The organism is Jiulongibacter sp. NS-SX5 (genome assembly GCF_052828545.1).
In genome coordinates this window covers 3,593,248-3,609,771 of sequence record NZ_CM128248.1, presented here as the reverse complement: position 1 = coordinate 3,609,771, position 16,524 = coordinate 3,593,248, and the positions used below count along the sequence as shown (strand labels likewise).

The following is a 16,524-nucleotide window of genomic DNA, read 5'->3' as shown; positions in this document are numbered from 1 at the left end:
CAGCTTCATTTAGAGCAGTATGCAGGCTAACCAGCTTATTTTCTTAAGTCTTCTAAGCTACCTTTTGGGTTTTGTGGTCATTATTTTGCTCCGCAAAAAAGAAAACAAGCAACTGCTCAATGGCTTTTCGATATTCTTGAATGTCGTTGGCTTTCTACTAGCTGCCCTACTTTTTACAGGATTTCAGGAAGGTCAAACCTTTCATTACACCTGGTTTAACTTGGGTGAGAATCAATTCCGGATTAGCCTTCTGGTAAATCAACTTACCGTATTGATGTTTATTCTGGTTCAGTTCATCAGTCTTTTGGTTCAGATATTTTCTACCAAATACATGAAAGGCGATGCCAGAATCGGGAATTATTACAGCTACCTGAACCTCTTTATTTTCTCCATGCTGGGCTTGGTGGTTTCTGGAAACCTGCTCCTGTTATTTATCTTCTGGGAACTGGTAGGCTTTTGCTCATACCTGCTTATTGGTTTTTGGTTTGAGAAAAAAACAGCCACAGACGCTTCTTTGAAAGCTTTCCTGATGAATCGTGTTGGAGATGCAGGCTTTCTTATTGGGATAGGGCTTACCTATTTTCTTTATCAATCGTTAGACCTCAGTGATTTGTCAACACTCTTCAATGACAATAATAGTTTATCTACCATAGCAGTACTGGCCCTATTTGGAGGCTGTATGGGAAAATCTGCACAATTACCCTTACAGGTATGGCTACCCGATGCCATGGCCGGCCCTACACCTGCCTCTGCATTGATCCATGCAGCTACTATGGTGGCGGCAGGCATTTTCCTTCTGGCCAGAATTGACTTTATGATCACGCCTACTGCAGGAATTATAATTGCCGGTATTGGAGCTTTAACGGCCTTGATGGCTGCATATTCTGCTATTTATCAGTTTGACATCAAAAAGGTATTGGCCTTTTCTACAGTATCTCAGCTTGGACTAATGGTGATGGCCATGGGAGCAGGAGCGACCAATGCGGCTCTGTTCCACTTATTGACCCACGCATTTTTCAAAGCCGGCCTTTTCCTTATCGCTGGTGCCGTTATTGACCACCTTCATCATAAACAAGATATGCGTGAGATGGGTGGCTTGCTTCGCAAAAAACCTATTTTAGCTCTCTCCTACCTCATTTGTGGCGGTGCATTAGCCGGACTGCCTTTAACAGCAGGCTTCCTTTCCAAAGACGCCGTGATCCTCTCTAGTTTTAATTGGGCTGCTGACAAAGATCAACCCCTATTTTTCCTTATTCCTTTAATGGGAATTATCGCATCAGTAATGACTGCGTTTTACGTTAGTAGACAATTCACTTTGGTTTTTTTACAGAAGCAAGACGGAGGCAAAGAATGGTCAAAACCTACAGTTTACGAGTGGGCAATTCTCCCATTGGTCTTGCTTTCTACCTGGGCTGCTCATTCTTTGAATCCGCTGGATTTTGAACATAGTTACTTTTCTAAGGCTTTACCTATAGCCCATCAGGCCAATCATTGGGTAGCATATGCCCTATTAGCCTTTGCCATTTTAGCTATTTATTTGGCTTGGCAAAAATTCAGGAATTTTGAGACGAAGGCGTTGGGCAAAAGTTTTGACCTCGGTCAAAATCATTTTGGAATAGATGATTTTTATGTCAAAAAACTGGCTCCGTTTATCGTAGGGAATCATACCATCCGCGGTCATGAAACAGATGGTTTGGCAGATATGGTAAATAGTTTTGACAAAGCTGTGGTAGAAGGTGTATCTGTCAACATAGAAAAGAGCAATAAAAACCTGGCCAAAGGGCTCCATTATTTTGACAATGGGATTGTCGACGGCTCAGTAAAAATGTTGGTTCAGTCCGTCATAAAACTGGGAAAAACAGGCTCCTTTATGGACACCAAGTTGGTGGATGGAGTGATTCGGTTTATATCAGAGTTTGTGAGCAATATAGGAGCACAAGTTCGGAAAATACAAAGTGGTCAAATACAGTCATATTTAATGGCATTGATCGTCATCTTAATCGCATTATTGATATTTTTGGCTAGCATATGACACAGTACCTGCTATCAATACTCATATTTTTGCCACTACTGGCAGGTTTGGTAACGGTTTCTTTACCCAAGAAACTAGAGCCAAATTCTAAGTATCTGGCCCTGGTGGTTTCTGTAGTCAATCTTCTCATTACCCTTTTTCTCTACCGAAGTTTTGATGGCCAGATTGATGGCTATCAGTTTGTAGAACAAAAGCCTTGGATTAATCTTGATTTAGGAGAATTCGGGAGTTTCAATATTCAATACTTATTGGGTGTAGATGGCATAAGTTTGCCCATGGTTCTGCTGGCTGGTATTGTCATGCTGGCAGGTGTCATTTCCTCTTTCACCATAGAGAAAAGACCGAAGGCTTTTTATGCTTTCTTCCTTCTACTTACGAGCTCTATTTTTGGCTGCTTTGTGGCATTAGACTTTTTCTTATTCTTCCTGTTCTTTGAATTCATGCTACTTCCCATGTATTTCCTGATAGGAATCTGGGGCGGAGAAAGAAGAGAATACGCAGCCATGAAGTTCATTATTTACACTTTGGTGGGCTCGGTATTTATTCTGGTAGTGATGTTAGCGATGGGCCTATCGGTCAATACAGCTACTGAAGGAGAAATTGCTCGTTTTACTTTCGATTTCAGATCATTAGCAGACTCTTCAAAATACATTAAAGGGTCGGTACTAGACGTTGCATCCGGCATCGAATGGCTCGGCACGCCGGTTAGAACTATCCTCTTTTTGTTATTGCTGATCGGTTTTGGTATTAAGCTCCCTGCAGTACCTTTTCACACTTGGCTGCCAGATGCTCACGTGGAGGCACCTACCTCTATTTCTGTGGTACTTGCAGGTATATTATTGAAAGTTGGCGGTTATGGTTTCATGCGAATCGGCATTGGATTTTTCCCAGCTGAAGCTATCGATTTTGCCCCATGGATTGCCGGGCTCGGGGTCTTATCTATTATTTATGGTGCCTTTAATGCCATTGCTCAGGATGATCTGAAAAAATTGATTGCCTACTCGTCTGTTTCGCATATGGGTTTTGTCTTGCTTGGTTTGGCCTCATTTAATAATGAAGGGTTTAATGGTGCCATATATCAGATGTTTAGTCATGGTATCCTCTCTTCTATGCTCTTTTTGGTAGTTGGAGTCATATATGACCGTACCCATAATCGATTGATACAGAACTACCGAGGACTAGCTGGCAAAATGCCGGTTTTCACTGGGGCAGTTATCATAGCCTTTTTCGGTTCTTTAGGTCTACCCGGAATTTCTGGTTTCATTGGAGAGTTCTTCTCTCTTTTAGGAGGTTTTAGCAGTCCTTACTTATCAAAATGGTTTCCGAGTTTAGCTGTGTTAGGTATCATACTTTCTGCAGTTTATTTGCTCTGGGCTATGCAGAGAATGTTCTTTGGCAATTTCTGGGTCAACAGAGATTTGGCAGAAGAAATGAATGATCTTACACTAAGAGAGTTTGTATTGCTTTATTCTTTAGGAGTCCTAGCCATAGTTTACGGGGTTTGGCCTGCCCTTCTCCTGGATGTTACCAATAATAGCATCGACTATTTCCTTCAAACGATCATCAAGTAAAAATGAAGGAACAGTTACAACACATTCTGGAAAGCGGTGCTGTTTTAAGAACAGAGATTATCATAGTTTTCGGTATTCTGTTACTGACTACCCTGACCTCATTTTTAAAGAAAACAGATCGCAATAAGCATTACATGCATGTGGTTTCTCTTGTCATAGTTTTGGCAGCTGTTGTTTCCTATGTAAACTCCGGACCAACAGAAAACGAACTATTCTATAATCTGCTTCATTATGATGCATTCAGTCATTTCGGCAAAGGACTTGTTCTAATATCAGGGAGTATCATTCTCCTCCACATGCTGGTCATGAAAGTCGTCCTTGATGCCGAGTACTTTATTCTTATTCTCGGGATCATTTTTGGACTATCCTTTCTTTTGATGTCCTCGCATTTGCTGAGCATGTTTATAGCCATGGAAGTGGTTTCTCTATGCTCGTACATGCTAGTAGCCATGAAAAAGGAGGCATATAATCTGGAGGCGGGAATCAAGTACCTGATTTTTGGGGCTACCTCAACAGCAGTCATGCTCTATGGAGCATCTTTTCTTTATGGTATTTCTGGCAGCTTAAGTTTTCAGGGTATTCAGGAAGGTTTAACCAACTTCAACGGCTCTCCTACTTTACTACAAGTGGCAATGATCCTAACGCAGGCTGGCCCGCTGTTTAAGCTTGCTGCTGCTCCGTTTCATATCTGGGCCCCTGACGTTTATGAGGCCACACCTACTCCAATTATCTCGTTTTTGGCCACAGCACCTAAAGTAGGCGGCTTATATATGGTTTTTCGTATTCTTGAAGTAATTCCAGTAGATCATACTATCATACTTTCTGCAATCATCCTACTCAGTATACTTATCGGGAACTTTGCAGCCTTAACCCAAAAGAACTCCAAACGAATGATGGGCTACTCGGGCATTGCTCAGTCAGGCTTTCTACTTGTTGGTTTTCTCGGACTTCAGATGACGGGTCTTCGGGCATCTGGATTTTATATGGCTGTCTATATCTTCATGACCACAGGAGCATTTTTGCTACTTGACATGATCAATTCCCAGGTAAAAAGTTTTGCATTTGAAAAAATGGCTGGCCTGAGTCAAAAGTTTGTATTCTTTGGAATTGTTGGCCTGATCTTCATGGTAGGCTTAACGGGTCTTCCCCCTACAGCAGGCTTTACCTCAAAATTCCTGGTGTTTACCAATGTTTGGGAGCAATACAGTAATGGAGGACATAAAATACTCCTTTGGGTATTATTATTTGGCCTTGTGAATACTGCCGTATCTATTTACTACTATTTCAAAATCCCGTATTTCATGTTCATGAAATCGCCTGGTGAAAATGTCAGTGAGATCAAACTGAATTTTATGCAATTGGGTCTTTTGACCATACTGGCCTTTGCGGTTTTAGCCTTTTTCTTTGCTCCGCAATGGATACAGGGATTCTTATTCTAGGTTTTCTTTGGCTATATATTTAAAAAAGGAGGCATCCTCCGGAGCCAGGAATTGCTCAATAGGCCACCCATTTTCAACAGCGGCCTGAGGCATAGGCAGAACTTCTTCTTTTTTCAAAGGGTCAAAACCAAACAATCCTTTAGTTTCACTTATTCCTGTTATCCAATAAGTAATGGAGTCAAGAGAACTAATAAAGATCAAACCTCCAACCAGAATTTTGGCATATTTCAGTTTGGCAACGTTCAACATTCGTATTACAAAAACCCACAAGAGAAATAATGAAGGCATGGAGACACGCTGTACCCAATCGTTATATTTCCCTAGCTTATATAATGGTATGAAGGCCAATAGAATAAGCATTAAAAAGAACCACTTTTTATTCTTCTGAAAGAAATCACTCTGACGTGTATAGACATAGATAATAACACCCCAGATCATCACCTCAAAAAATATGAACCACAAATAGTTAAACATGTGCTCTACTCCCTGCATTCCCGAAGCCACATTTCTAAAAAAATGCCCTTGATCAAGATCACTTACACCAACCGAAGTCACAAACCAGGCCAGTAAAGCCATTGGTATTACCAATAAAATATTTTCCCATTTGAAGTACCCTTGAAAACGATCACTCAGCAACTTCAAAACAAAATATGGAAGCAAGCCAACTAATATGAATGGAGACCAGAATACTAGCGTGAATAAATATACGGGAGACCACTTTAAATCCTCTTTTTTGATTAAATCATAGAAAAAAATACCAGAAGCCAACCAGCCTGGAAACGTATGAGGTGCAGACCAAAAAAGAAGATTACTATTGCCGTGATATAATAGGTAATCTGAAGACTGAAGGGAATTCCACCAATAAAATTGAGGTATACTATCAGCAAAATTAAACCCATTTTGAAAAAGGTAACCGGCAATATCAAAACCACCGATAAAAATAAAAATGAGAGCAGTCCAAACCGTCTTTTGATTGGTCAAAACCAAATGCCATATTAAAACCAAACTAATACCTATAAAGCCATAGGCAAAAACAAAGATTTGAACTGCATTATACCCAGCCCAGCCCATAAGCACAGGAGCTGTAATAAAATAGCCGAGATAGGCAGATAGATAGTATTTCTGCCCATTAAATTCATAAAGGACAGGCTTAGCATTTTCTGCGATATCTTTTGCAAGAGCATAAAGCTTGTAATGATCATGAACTTTAACTCCGAATCCACCCACTCCTGAATATGACAACCAAACTAAACCAACAAAAAGCACTAGCAACAGGTGGGTTATCTCAAAAGATTCAGTTTCTTCTTTAGGAAGCTGAGCGGCATACCGATAGAACACCACAGCAAATAAAGCGATCATAGATACTCCGATAAACACCTTAACCCAGGTCAAAAAGAAGAGAATAACAGGTAAAGCCAGGTAACCCAGTGTGGCCAGTTTGAGATGCTTAATCTTCAGGTTAAACATAAAGGAGGCTATTTGGTTTTAGCTAAGTATTTAAAGAAGAATGTTTCTTCAGAAGCCACAAACTGCGTGATAGGATAACTCACACAAATCTCAGGGAGTGTTTGTACTTGCCCTTCCACCGGAGGTTTAAATGTTGGCACAAAACCCGAGCTTCTGGCAGAGCCTACAATATCCATCAAAGCCCCCATGCTTCCCAGGGCTAAAATGACGTAGAACGCCGGCTTCCATCTGGGTTTAAGATCAAGAAAAGTCTTGAAAGCAAAGAATGCTAATATCAACAGATAAGGAACGGAGACTCTATTGCACCAATCGTTCCATAGACCGAAACGATAAAGTGGAATTAAAATTAAAGCTCCCAGACTCAGATATATGAATTGTTTTGAGGCGACAGACCAATTTTTTCTCTTCGCATAGAAAAGAAGTACAAACCACAATAAAACCTCCATCAAAAGGAAATAGAAGTAAACGACTACTTGATGCAAGAGGCTATATCCGGCTTCAGATTGAGGTTGAAAAATGAAATTTTTAACTAACTCTTCAGAGTCAATTGCGAGGAGAAAGCTTGCATTTACCAGAAATAAAATTGGTGCTATTATCAAGTTGGTCACAGACCACATACCCCTAAATCGGGTTGATAATACTACCAAGGCAAATACAGGAAATAAACCCGCCAAGATCATTGGTGACCACATAGCCAAAAGAGATAATGCATACGGCAGGTATCCAGTGCTCTTTTCTACAAGGGCGGCGTTTAGACATAAACCTACTCCGATCAAGGCAGGCAAAAAGTGCTGTGGCGTCCAATATAACATGTCTGTTACACCCATGAAGTTGAGCGGTATAACATCAAATGAATTCATCCAAAAGACATAACCATGCTCCTTAACCCTAGTGAGAATTTCGGTAAAAGCACCACCTCCAAATTTGATGAAGAATGAAAAGAGGCTAATACCTCCAAACAGTATGAGAAAAGGCACCAACTTCCAGTTGTACTGCTTAAGGGCTCTTCCGAACCAGAAAACTCCAAATACAAGTCCCAGATAGGTATAAATAAATAGAACCAACTGTGCATACTTATACCCTAAAATTCCTCCGGTGGCTGGCCCAACAATATAGAACGACAAATAATGACTCAAATACATGGTTTCGCCGTCCACATTATAGCTAATAGGCCATGAAAGATTACTTAGTTCTTTGGCTAGTGTATTGTTTTTAACGTGATCATGGAACTGATAACCAAAACCACCAACTCCGGAAAACATGAGCCAAAAGAGCAATATCAAACCACCCACGAAAATAAACCTTCGACTAACCACTTCTACCTCTGTAAGGTCTTGTTTTCTGACAAAAAAGTAGAAAGACAAAAACAATAAAAGAAGACAAAGCCCGGCATAGACTGGCTTTAACCAACCCAAATAAAACGGAATCAACGGAAAAGCCAGGTATAGAATAGTAAGAATGCGAACGTACGCGATCTTGAATCTCATAATCGATTTTTACAGTTTCAAAAGTAAGAAACCTAGGAATAAACGACGTTTAAATCTCAAAATATATAGGGTTTCCTTACTTTTGCTTTGACCAAAAAGACCAGTATGCCGAAGTCCTTAGTGATCATTGTGCCATGTTATAATGAAGAGGCCATTTTTGAGAGTTCGTCTGGAACTTTGCTTCGATACCTAGATGGCCTCATTGCCGGAAATAAAGTAAACTCTGACAGCAGACTTTGTTTTGTAGACGATGGCAGTAAAGATATAACCTGGGAATTGATTCAAAATTGCGTCGCAAAAAATGAAAGGGCCAATGGTCTGAAGCTATCCAAAAACTTTGGTCATCAGTCAGCTGTTTTAGCCGGAATGCTGGAGAATAAAGATCGTTTCGATGCATTTATCACAATAGACGCCGACCTTCAGGACGATATAGAGGCTATTGAAAAAATGGTAGATGCTCATGCGAACGGGGCAAAAGTAGTCTATGGTGTACGTAACGACAGAACTACTGACACATTCTTCAAAAGATCTACTGCTGAAGGTTTCTATACCCTAATGCTCAAGATGGGCGTCCCGGTAGTTTATAACCATGCAGATTTCAGGCTCATGGATAAAATGATCATCAAGGAACTGGAAAACTACAAAGAGTCAAATCTGTTTATAAGAGGTATCATCCCGACCATAGGCTTTAAATCTGAGAAGGTTTATTACAAAAGAAAGGAACGAGAAGCTGGAGAAAGTAAATATCCTCTGAGAAAAATGCTTGCTTTTGCCTGGAACGGCATTACCTCATTCTCAACTACTCCCATGAAGCTAGTATTATGGTTTGGTGTCTTGAACTTTATCATAGCTCTCTTTATCACAGCATATGTTATCATTAGTAAGTTTGCCGGTACCACAGTATCTGGCTGGACCTCCACCCTACTCCCAATGGCCTACTTTAGTGGAAGCAATATGATAGCCATTGGTCTTATAGGTGAATACATCGGTAAGATCTATGAAGAAATAAAGGCCAGACCCAGGTACATTATTGAAAAAGATTTGCACCAGTAGAACCATACGGTGATTAAATCTCGTTACTAGGTCATTGTCAGGAAAGCTTCGCAATTAATTCATGAAAAATTTGCGGTGGGCTTACAGAATACTGAAATTTGTCTTTTAAAATCTTAAACGAGCTTTTAGGCTCAATTCTAAGGATTTTTATATGAGTGACGCTATAAAACATGAATGTGGCATTGCCCTCATTCGTCTCCGTAAGCCGTTAGATTATTACATCAAAAAATACGGCACCCCTCTCTACCCCATCAATAAAATGTACGTTTTAATGGAAAAGCAGTCTAACCGTGGACAAGACGGTGCCGGACTAGCCAACGTTAAAATAGATGTTCCAGCGGGTAGTAGATACATTTCCCGATACAGATCGGTAGAAAACAGACCTATTGTTGACATCTTCAGCAGGGTCAATGAAAAGTACAGATCTGTACTTAAAAATCAACCAGACAAGTTTAAGGATGCTGAATGGCTTCAAAAAAACCTTGCCTTTACTGGTGAAGTTTGGCTTGGGCACCTTAGATACGGAACACACGGCAAAAATGAAATTGAAAACTGTCACCCGATGCTGCGTCAGAGCAATTGGCGAAGCCGAAATCTGGTATGTGCAGGTAACTTTAATATGACCAATGCAGACGAGCTTTTCAGAAAGCTTGTGACACTTGGTCAGCATCCAAAAGATCAGGGAGATACCGTAACCGTTATGGAGAAAATCGGTCACTTCCTGGATGAAGAAAATCAACGCGTTTTTGAGCGATTCAAAGGCATCTATGATAATCCTGCCTTGTCAGATATCATTGAAGATAATATGGATTTGCAGCGTGTTCTACACAGAGCATGTCGTGATTTTGATGGCGGATACGCCTTAGCTGGTATCACTGGATATGGTTCTTCTTTTGTGGTTAGAGACCCAGCGGGTATCAGGCCTGCCTATTATTGGGCTGATGACGAGGTGGTAGTTGTAGCTTCTGAGCGTCCTCCGCTAAAAGCCGCTTTCGGTGCTAAATTTGATGATATCAAAGAGCTTTCTCCAGGAAATGCGGTCATCATTGACAAGTACGGCGAGTTTGGCGAGTTTAATATCATTGAGGCTACTGAGCGTAAGGCCTGTAGTTTTGAAAGAATATATTTTTCCAGAGGAGCAGATGATGAAATTTATCAGGAAAGAAAAAACCTTGGTAAACTACTGGTTCCTCAAATCCTCAAAGAAATTGACCACGATCTTGAAAACACGGTCTTCTCTTACATCCCAAATACAGCAGAAGCTTCTTTCTACGGACTCATGGAGGGTATGGAAAACTACCTAACCCAGTGGAGAATAGATCAAATGAAAGGTGGTAATGTGAGCGACGAACGCATGGAAAAAATCATGAAGTTCAGACCTCGATATGAGAAACTTGTCTCTAAAGATGTAAAACTAAGAACCTTCATTACCAACGATAATGATCGTGGTGAAATGGTGGCTCAGGTTTATGAAATGACACAAGGTGTGGTGAGAAGAGGTAAAGATACCATCGTGGTTATCGATGACTCTATCGTGAGAGGTACTACCCTTGAGAAATCTATCCTCAAGTTATTAGACAAACTTGGTCCTAAGAAGATTGTAATTGTTTCCTCTGCACCGCAAATCAGATACCCGGACTGTTATGGTATTGACATGTCAAAGGTAAAAGAGTTTGCAGCTTACAGAGCCATGCTAGCATTGCTGAATGAAAAAGGCCTCGATTATATGAAAGAAGAGGTATATCAGGAGACGCTCAGAGCTTTTGCAAATAAGAAATCTCACAAGAGTAATTATGTACAGAAGCTGTACAATACTTTTGATTATGAGGAAGTATCAAGAAAAATTGCAGAGATACTAAAACCTGAGAACCTGAAGGCAGAATTGGCCGTCATATACCAAACAGTAGAAAACTTGAACAAGGCTTGTCCGAAGAACCTTGGTGATTGGTACTTCACAGGTAACTACCCTACAAGAGGTGGCAACAGAGTGGTGAATAAAGCATTCATAAACTTCATGGAAGGCCGTGAAGTTAGAGCTTATTAACCTCTTGTTTTCTTTGTATTGGTAGAATAAACATTGGCTGTAATTTCAGTTAGGCCAATGAGTTTTAGACAATCGTGAATTGTGAGATGTTCAGAATTTACTTTGGTCTTATCCTTATTTTTGTCTGTAGAGTTCATCTTTTTCATCGTTTGCTAATGTTTGATAAAATTATGTATTCTTTAAGCTTGGGTGAAGAATTTATTAACTAATTTATTCTTCGGTGCATTTACCAAAAGAAGTGATATTTAAAATGAGAAAAATTCTAAACCTGCTCTTATTTACTACCCTAAGTTTCAATATTCATGCCCAAAACCTGGATAAAGAATCTCTTTTATTGATCGGTAAAGCGGAAGAAAAAATGGGTCAAAAAATCAACTATGACCTTACAAGACATATCAGCTGGGACTTCTTTGGTGTAAGAACCTTAACCTGGGACAAATACACCGGAGATGTGAGAATTGACATAAAAGGCAAGCCGGAGGTTTACCTGATCAATGCTAACACGAAGGAGGGAAAGATTTTTAAACAAGGCCAAGAGGTTACTCATGCAGACTCAGTGAGCAAGTATCTACAACGGGCCTATGAAATCTGGATAAATGATTCTTATTGGCTTGTCATGCCGTTTAAACTTCAGGATGAAGGCGTAACGGCCAAATACCTGGGGAAGATGAAAACTTCAGATGATAGAGACGCTAAGGCTATTCAACTGACCTTTGAAAATACCGGTGTTACTCCCGACAATAAATATCATATCTACTTTGATAATGAAACCGGTCTTGTGTCTCAATGGGACTTCTACAGAAGCTTTGAGGACGAAGAACCGCTATTTTCTATGCCTTGGCAGAACTATATTAAATATGGCAAGGTTTATTTTTCAGGCGATAGAGGCGAACGTAAACTAGACAACATTAAGGTGTTTAGAAAGTTACCTGAAAGCGTCTACTCAAGTTTTGAAAAACCGTTTTTCCTGAAATAAATGATTCAGTTTAAAAAAGGAGTTCTCTTAGTTAATCTTGGAACCCCTGACAGTCCAGAAACCCCGGACGTACGAAAATACTTAAGAGAGTTTTTAATGGATGGCAGGGTAATCGATTACCCTCTCGTTCCAAGATGGATGTTGGTCAACTTGATTATTGCTCCTTTCAGAGCACCCAAAAGTGCAGCCACTTACAAAGAACTATGGACAGAAGAAGGCTCTCCTCTCAAAGTTTATGGTGAAAGCAATGAAAAAGAGCTTCAGAAAGTTGTAGGGGAAGACTACATTGTCAAATTGGCAATGCGTTATCAAAGTCCATCAATAGAATCTAAGCTAAATGAACTTAAAGAAGCGGGGGTTTCTCAAATAACTGTTATCCCGTTTTTCCCTCAATATGCTTCAGCCACCACAGGTTCTGTTTACGAGGAGGTTAATCGTGTAGTTAACGGCTGGCAGACCATTCCTGAAATCAAGATGGTAAATAACTATTATTCTCATCCTCTGTTTATCAAAGGTTTTGTGGACAATGGCAAAAAGTATCTGGAGAAAGAAGAATATGATCATGTAATCTTCTCTTATCATGGTATTCCTGCCAGACAAATCAAAAAAGGAGATTATACCCAAAAGAACTGTCAGCTTGGTAAGTGCTGCTCTTCCATAAGAAAAGAAAACCAATTCTGTTACCGGGCTCAGTGTTTTGAAACCACCCGACTATTGGTCAAAGAACTCGGAATTCCTGAAGGAAAATATACGACATGCTTTCAGTCAAGACTTGGACGCGAAGAGTGGATTCAGCCATATACGGAGCAAACAATCAAAGACCTTGCAGCCAAAGGAGTGAAGAGCGTACTAGCCTTTTCACCAGCCTTTGTGGCAGACTGCCTTGAAACCACCATTGAAGTAGGTGATGAATATAAAGAACTTTTTGAGGAAAATGGCGGTGAAAGATGGCAATTGGTTGAAAGTCTAAACGACTCTAAAAACTGGCTGGACCTTTTGGAAGACCTTACAGTTAAAGCCTAAGGTTTTTCTCTGCTATATGTGACCTGAAGGCCATGGTCTAATTCTTTTTTGACCACCTTCATTTGTACCTTATCTGTTTCATTGATCTCCCAATGAAAAAGCGAGTCTACTTCAGGGTGCCCATATCTGATGGTTAGAAATTGACTTATTCCACTGGCCATTTCAGCAGTCAAGCTGTCAGTATTTAAGTATATATCTACTAAAACCTCATTTAATTCGCCTTCCAAATGACTGTAGTAGATATCAACTATTTCATCGTTATCGGTCTCAAAAGTATACGCATACTCATCATCAGTTTCTTCAAACTGTTCTAAATCTTCCTTCTCTTTGATGATGTGAAATTCTTCACCAAGCTCAAAACCTCGGAAAGTGCCCTCATTCCCAAAAATGTGATTAATCAAATTCACTGCGTAAGGAGAAACCTCTTGTTGCTTGTTAAATAAATCACTTTCAGAATCATCTGAAAGAGGGTTGCAAGAGGCAGCCAAAAACAAACATGATATAGAGAAAGCAGTGATTTTGAGAGAGTGCATTGGGTTATAGATATCTCTGTACCCCGAAATATACTCGATTAAACCCAGACTGATTCACAGAATAATTAATATTAAATACGGTATCATAAAAAGTGCTGATATCAAGCCCGATACCATAGCCGTACAAGAGCTTATTTGAAAGGCTACTCTTACTAAATTCAGGGAAATAGTTTTTGATATATCCTGTATCAAAAAACGCTCTACTATAGATTCCAACAGGCACTGAGTTGAACTGTTTAAACTTCAAAAAACGGCTAATGTTGAAAGTTTTCTTCAAAAGCTGGTATTTGAGGTCTGTCTGAACCAACCCGAAATGCTGTCCATCTATCACGTTCAGTTCATAGCCTCTTACTAAGGTATTTCTATATCCCAGCCCCAGAAGAAAAGGATAAAGCTGTTTTTGAGGCATAGAAAACTGCCCTCGCACTTTTAGGCTTCCATAAAACTTTCTACTTAATGGATAGAACCCTAAATACTCAGCCCCGACCCTTAGGTGGTTTGTTCCTTCAGCAAAACCTGAGCTAAACGCCGTTAAACTGGCTTTAAGGACATGCCCGTCAAGAGGATAAAGCACATTATCTTTTTTATCAAATCGGTAATCATACTTGAAAGTAGCGTAACCTAACTCCGTACCGGCATTCCTAAAATAATTCGGATTTACCCGGGCTGCAGTATCGCTTATACTCATTTTGGTGTACCCGAGATAAATCGTATGAAAATGATAGAGTGCATTCCGTAGATTATATTCTAAGAACGCTCCCCTTCGGGTTCTACTTCTTTCTTCTGTTTCCAGAAAATCAAGTTTATCCTCCCAGGTTCTTACAGCAAAACTCCTTTGAGTAGAAAAGAAGACACCTCCGCTAATACCCATTCGCTGTCGCCGATCAATATATGGTCTACTGTACGAAAGCTCAAAGTATGGTATAAAGCCACCATAAGTCTTCAGCTTTAATATATCCGCATTCCCTGTAAGATTTGAATGTGAAACCTGAACTCCATAAATCACTCTTTTTAGGTCTCTGTTTCGGTTATACCACCATTCGTTAAAACTTCTATCGGCCAGGTAAAGGATAGGCAGGGGCAAAAGATAGAGACGTTCCTTCATTTGAAAGGTGATAAAAGCACTATCTGCCTTTGTTTCCATTTCTGCATCTACTGTCACAAAAAGGTTAGTATTGAAGACATTTCTTCTGGACCTTTCCAGTTCCCTTACCAATTCTGCCTGTGGGCGGCGTTCTCCAAGCTCAAAACTCAATTCCCGAAAGATGATAGAAGAGTTTGTTTTATCATTTCCCTTCAGCTCTATAGAGGCGATATACAGCGTATCCCCTTCGGTCGACTGACCCAATAGATCTATTGTAAGACCAAAGACCAATAAAAGAAGCATAAAGGGGGAATGCCCTTTCATATAAAATGAGGTTTCACCCGCAATTTAACCCTTATAAGAATCAATCTTAATCCTCTTCCTTGATATTTTTGACTGAACCCAGCTGAACCAGCTCACATTCTATTCTAATATCCCTGACTTCGCTCTCTTTTGATTTAATCTGATCAAATAGAACCTCGGCCGCCTTACGACCTATTTTGGCTGGTGAGTGATAGAAATGCGTAAGCTGCGGATATACGATAAAAGGAAGAGTACCATCTGAGATAGATACTACTGAAAGCTCATCTGGTACCTTAATTCCACTTTTTTGCAGATAATAATAGACTCTCATAACCAGCTCATCTGACATGACGTATAATGCAGTAGCCTCTGGATAGTCTTTGAGTGCCGCTTCGAGCTGTAATTCCAACTCATCCAGTTTACTAACAAAGGTGGCTTTACCTTTAATCTCCCCGTCGTATTCCTCAAGACTTTCCTTAAAACCTTTATATCTGGCCTTAGTAATGGTCAGCTCCTCTGAAGAAAAAACACCAATAACATCTTTGTGACCCATTTTTTTGAGATATCTCAAAGCTTTTTCACTGATCACATCGCCTTCAATGCTCACATGACTAATACGGTCATTTGGCCAAACTCTATCCAAAAGAACAATTGGAGCTCCTTCAGAGGAAAGCTCCATCAAATCTTTTTTATGGTCAAAACCAGTACCAATAGAAAGTAAGATACCGTCTACAGAAATTTGATTACAATATTCAATGATATCCAACTCTTTCTCGTAAGAATCGTCAGACTGAAAAACCAACAAGGAGTAATTATGGTCATTCACCACTTCAGAGATGGCCTTCATCAAATTAGGAATAAAGAACATATTATACTCCGGCAAAATAAGAGCAACCAGTCCCGAACTCTTTGTCCGTAAATACCTGGCTCTCAAATTAGGGGTGTAATTATAGAGTTGACTAGCGTCTTTTACCTTTTGTTTTGTGGATTCACTGATATCAGGATGATCAGACAAGGCTCTGGACACCGTTGATACAGACATGTTTAGCACCCCAGCCAATTCCTTTAGGGTAATTTTCTTCATAATTCTCTTTGAAATGGTCTTTTCCGCTTGATTTTCGATACGTTTTTAACTGATTATCAGTCATTTTCAAAAACTTATTCACCGAAATCGTTTGCACAATCGATTGCAAGTTGCCACAATTTTTATTTATAATAAAGTAAGATTTACTTTGATTCTGTAAAGTTTGAGGAGGGTTGAATAAATGAGAGTCTTTTTGTTCCTCAATGAACTTTCCAAGACGAAATGGTTTAATGAATGAAAAGATCTGCGGGCTTATCCGCAGATTTTTTTTCTCTGATTTTCTAGAGCCTTTTGAATCAAAGAATTCAAAAAATAGAACCCCTTTTATGATGGCTCCGGAACTGCAGACATTCATTTCCCTTTGACCTCTTCAAAATTACCAGAGGTTAATTTACAATTGTTTCCTAGAAGTAGCTGAAGTTTTGGGC

General features: G+C 39.8%; 13 protein-coding genes. 7 read left to right on the top strand and 6 right to left on the bottom strand.

Annotation, left to right across the window (positions count from 1 at the left end; genetic code table 11):
• Positions 1 to 19 precede the first annotated feature (19 nt).
• Genes ACUXV0_RS15660 through ACUXV0_RS15650 form a run of 3 tightly spaced genes read left to right on the top strand, consistent with a single transcriptional unit; the run spans position 20 to position 5,042 of the window.
• Positions 20 to 2,032: an NADH-quinone oxidoreductase subunit 5 family protein gene (locus ACUXV0_RS15660; RefSeq protein ID WP_446190513.1), complete on the top strand. Its 2,013-nt coding sequence runs from the start codon at positions 20 to 22 to the stop codon at positions 2,030 to 2,032.
• Positions 2,029 to 3,603 (top strand): complex I subunit 4 family protein, encoded by a 1,575-nt coding sequence (locus ACUXV0_RS15655; RefSeq protein ID WP_446190512.1) that lies wholly within the window; start codon positions 2,029 to 2,031, stop codon positions 3,601 to 3,603. Before ACUXV0_RS15660 ends, ACUXV0_RS15655 begins: the two co-directional genes overlap by 4 nt.
• 2 nt (positions 3,604 to 3,605) lie before the next feature.
• Positions 3,606 to 5,042 carry an NADH-quinone oxidoreductase subunit N gene (locus tag ACUXV0_RS15650; protein ID WP_446190511.1) on the top strand — a complete coding sequence of 479 codons (1,437 nt, stop codon included), beginning with the start codon at positions 3,606 to 3,608 and terminating at the stop codon, positions 5,040 to 5,042.
• Here ACUXV0_RS15650 and ACUXV0_RS15645 read toward each other — a convergent pair.
• Both ACUXV0_RS15645 and ACUXV0_RS15640 read right to left on the bottom strand, forming a co-directional pair.
• Positions 5,034 to 6,509 (bottom strand): hypothetical protein, encoded by a 1,476-nt coding sequence (locus ACUXV0_RS15645; RefSeq protein WP_446190510.1) that lies wholly within the window; start codon positions 6,507 to 6,509, stop codon positions 5,034 to 5,036. The genes ACUXV0_RS15650 and ACUXV0_RS15645 overlap by 9 nt on opposite strands.
• Positions 6,510 to 6,517: 8 nt before the next feature.
• Entirely contained in the window at positions 6,518 to 7,996 is a 1,479-nt protein-coding gene (locus ACUXV0_RS15640) for a hypothetical protein (protein ID WP_446190509.1), read from the bottom strand.
• Positions 7,997 to 8,101: 105 nt separating this feature from the next.
• Between ACUXV0_RS15640 and ACUXV0_RS15635 the strand changes: the two genes are divergently transcribed.
• Together ACUXV0_RS15635 and ACUXV0_RS15630 are read left to right on the top strand one after the other, a co-directional pair.
• Positions 8,102 to 9,049, top strand: coding sequence for a glycosyltransferase family 2 protein (locus ACUXV0_RS15635; RefSeq protein WP_446190508.1), 948 nt, complete (start codon positions 8,102 to 8,104; stop codon positions 9,047 to 9,049).
• A gap of 151 nt (positions 9,050 to 9,200) precedes the next feature.
• Entirely contained in the window at positions 9,201 to 11,093 is a 1,893-nt protein-coding gene (locus ACUXV0_RS15630; RefSeq protein WP_446190507.1) for an amidophosphoribosyltransferase, read from the top strand.
• Here the strand turns inward: ACUXV0_RS15630 and ACUXV0_RS15625 are convergent.
• Complete coding sequence (locus tag ACUXV0_RS15625) at positions 11,090 to 11,239, bottom strand: hypothetical protein (protein ID WP_446190506.1); 150 nt, start codon at positions 11,237 to 11,239, stop codon at positions 11,090 to 11,092. The two genes, ACUXV0_RS15630 and ACUXV0_RS15625, sit on opposite strands and share 4 nt — an antisense overlap.
• A gap of 104 nt (positions 11,240 to 11,343) precedes the next feature.
• Here ACUXV0_RS15625 and ACUXV0_RS15620 point away from each other — a divergent pair, with 104 nt between their 5' ends.
• Both ACUXV0_RS15620 and hemH read left to right on the top strand, forming a co-directional pair.
• Entirely contained in the window at positions 11,344 to 12,069 is a 726-nt protein-coding gene (locus ACUXV0_RS15620) for a hypothetical protein (protein WP_446190505.1), read from the top strand.
• On the top strand, positions 12,070 to 13,092 hold the full coding sequence (gene hemH / locus ACUXV0_RS15615) for a ferrochelatase (RefSeq protein WP_446190504.1): 1,023 nt from the start codon (positions 12,070 to 12,072) through the stop codon (positions 13,090 to 13,092).
• Here the strand turns inward: hemH and ACUXV0_RS15610 are convergent.
• The 3 genes from ACUXV0_RS15610 to ACUXV0_RS15600 are packed head-to-tail and all read right to left on the bottom strand — an operon-like array spanning position 13,089 to position 16,096.
• Positions 13,089 to 13,625, bottom strand: a complete 537-nt coding sequence (locus ACUXV0_RS15610; RefSeq protein ID WP_446190503.1) for a hypothetical protein — start codon at positions 13,623 to 13,625, stop codon at positions 13,089 to 13,091. The two genes, hemH and ACUXV0_RS15610, sit on opposite strands and share 4 nt — an antisense overlap.
• A 4-nt stretch (positions 13,626 to 13,629) precedes the next feature.
• The gene (locus tag ACUXV0_RS15605) at positions 13,630 to 15,033 is read right to left on the bottom strand and encodes a BamA/TamA family outer membrane protein (protein ID WP_446190502.1); all 1,404 of its coding nucleotides are present in this window, start codon (positions 15,031 to 15,033) and stop codon (positions 13,630 to 13,632) included.
• A 46-nt stretch (positions 15,034 to 15,079) separates the two neighbouring features.
• On the bottom strand, positions 15,080 to 16,096 hold the full coding sequence (locus ACUXV0_RS15600; RefSeq protein ID WP_446190501.1) for a LacI family DNA-binding transcriptional regulator: 1,017 nt from the start codon (positions 16,094 to 16,096) through the stop codon (positions 15,080 to 15,082).
• Between the last annotated feature and the right edge of the window lie 428 nt (positions 16,097 to 16,524).

Coding starts and splice junctions, on each gene's coding strand:
- ACUXV0_RS15645 (WP_446190510.1), bottom strand. CDS start 6,509: ATGTTTAACCTGAAGATTAAGCATCTCAAACTGGCCACACTGGGTTAC.
- ACUXV0_RS15610 (WP_446190503.1), bottom strand. CDS start 13,625: ATGCACTCTCTCAAAATCACTGCTTTCTCTATATCATGTTTGTTTTTG.
- ACUXV0_RS15640 (WP_446190509.1), bottom strand. CDS start 7,996: ATGAGATTCAAGATCGCGTACGTTCGCATTCTTACTATTCTATACCTG.
- hemH (WP_446190504.1), top strand. CDS start 12,070: ATGATTCAGTTTAAAAAAGGAGTTCTCTTAGTTAATCTTGGAACCCCT.
- ACUXV0_RS15620 (WP_446190505.1), top strand. CDS start 11,344: ATGAGAAAAATTCTAAACCTGCTCTTATTTACTACCCTAAGTTTCAAT.
- ACUXV0_RS15625 (WP_446190506.1), bottom strand. CDS start 11,239: ATGAAAAAGATGAACTCTACAGACAAAAATAAGGATAAGACCAAAGTA.
- ACUXV0_RS15655 (WP_446190512.1), top strand. CDS start 2,029: ATGACACAGTACCTGCTATCAATACTCATATTTTTGCCACTACTGGCA.
- ACUXV0_RS15650 (WP_446190511.1), top strand. CDS start 3,606: ATGAAGGAACAGTTACAACACATTCTGGAAAGCGGTGCTGTTTTAAGA.
- ACUXV0_RS15605 (WP_446190502.1), bottom strand. CDS start 15,033: ATGAAAGGGCATTCCCCCTTTATGCTTCTTTTATTGGTCTTTGGTCTT.
- ACUXV0_RS15660 (WP_446190513.1), top strand. CDS start 20: ATGCAGGCTAACCAGCTTATTTTCTTAAGTCTTCTAAGCTACCTTTTG.
- ACUXV0_RS15600 (WP_446190501.1), bottom strand. CDS start 16,096: ATGAAGAAAATTACCCTAAAGGAATTGGCTGGGGTGCTAAACATGTCT.
- ACUXV0_RS15630 (WP_446190507.1), top strand. CDS start 9,201: ATGAGTGACGCTATAAAACATGAATGTGGCATTGCCCTCATTCGTCTC.
- ACUXV0_RS15635 (WP_446190508.1), top strand. CDS start 8,102: ATGCCGAAGTCCTTAGTGATCATTGTGCCATGTTATAATGAAGAGGCC.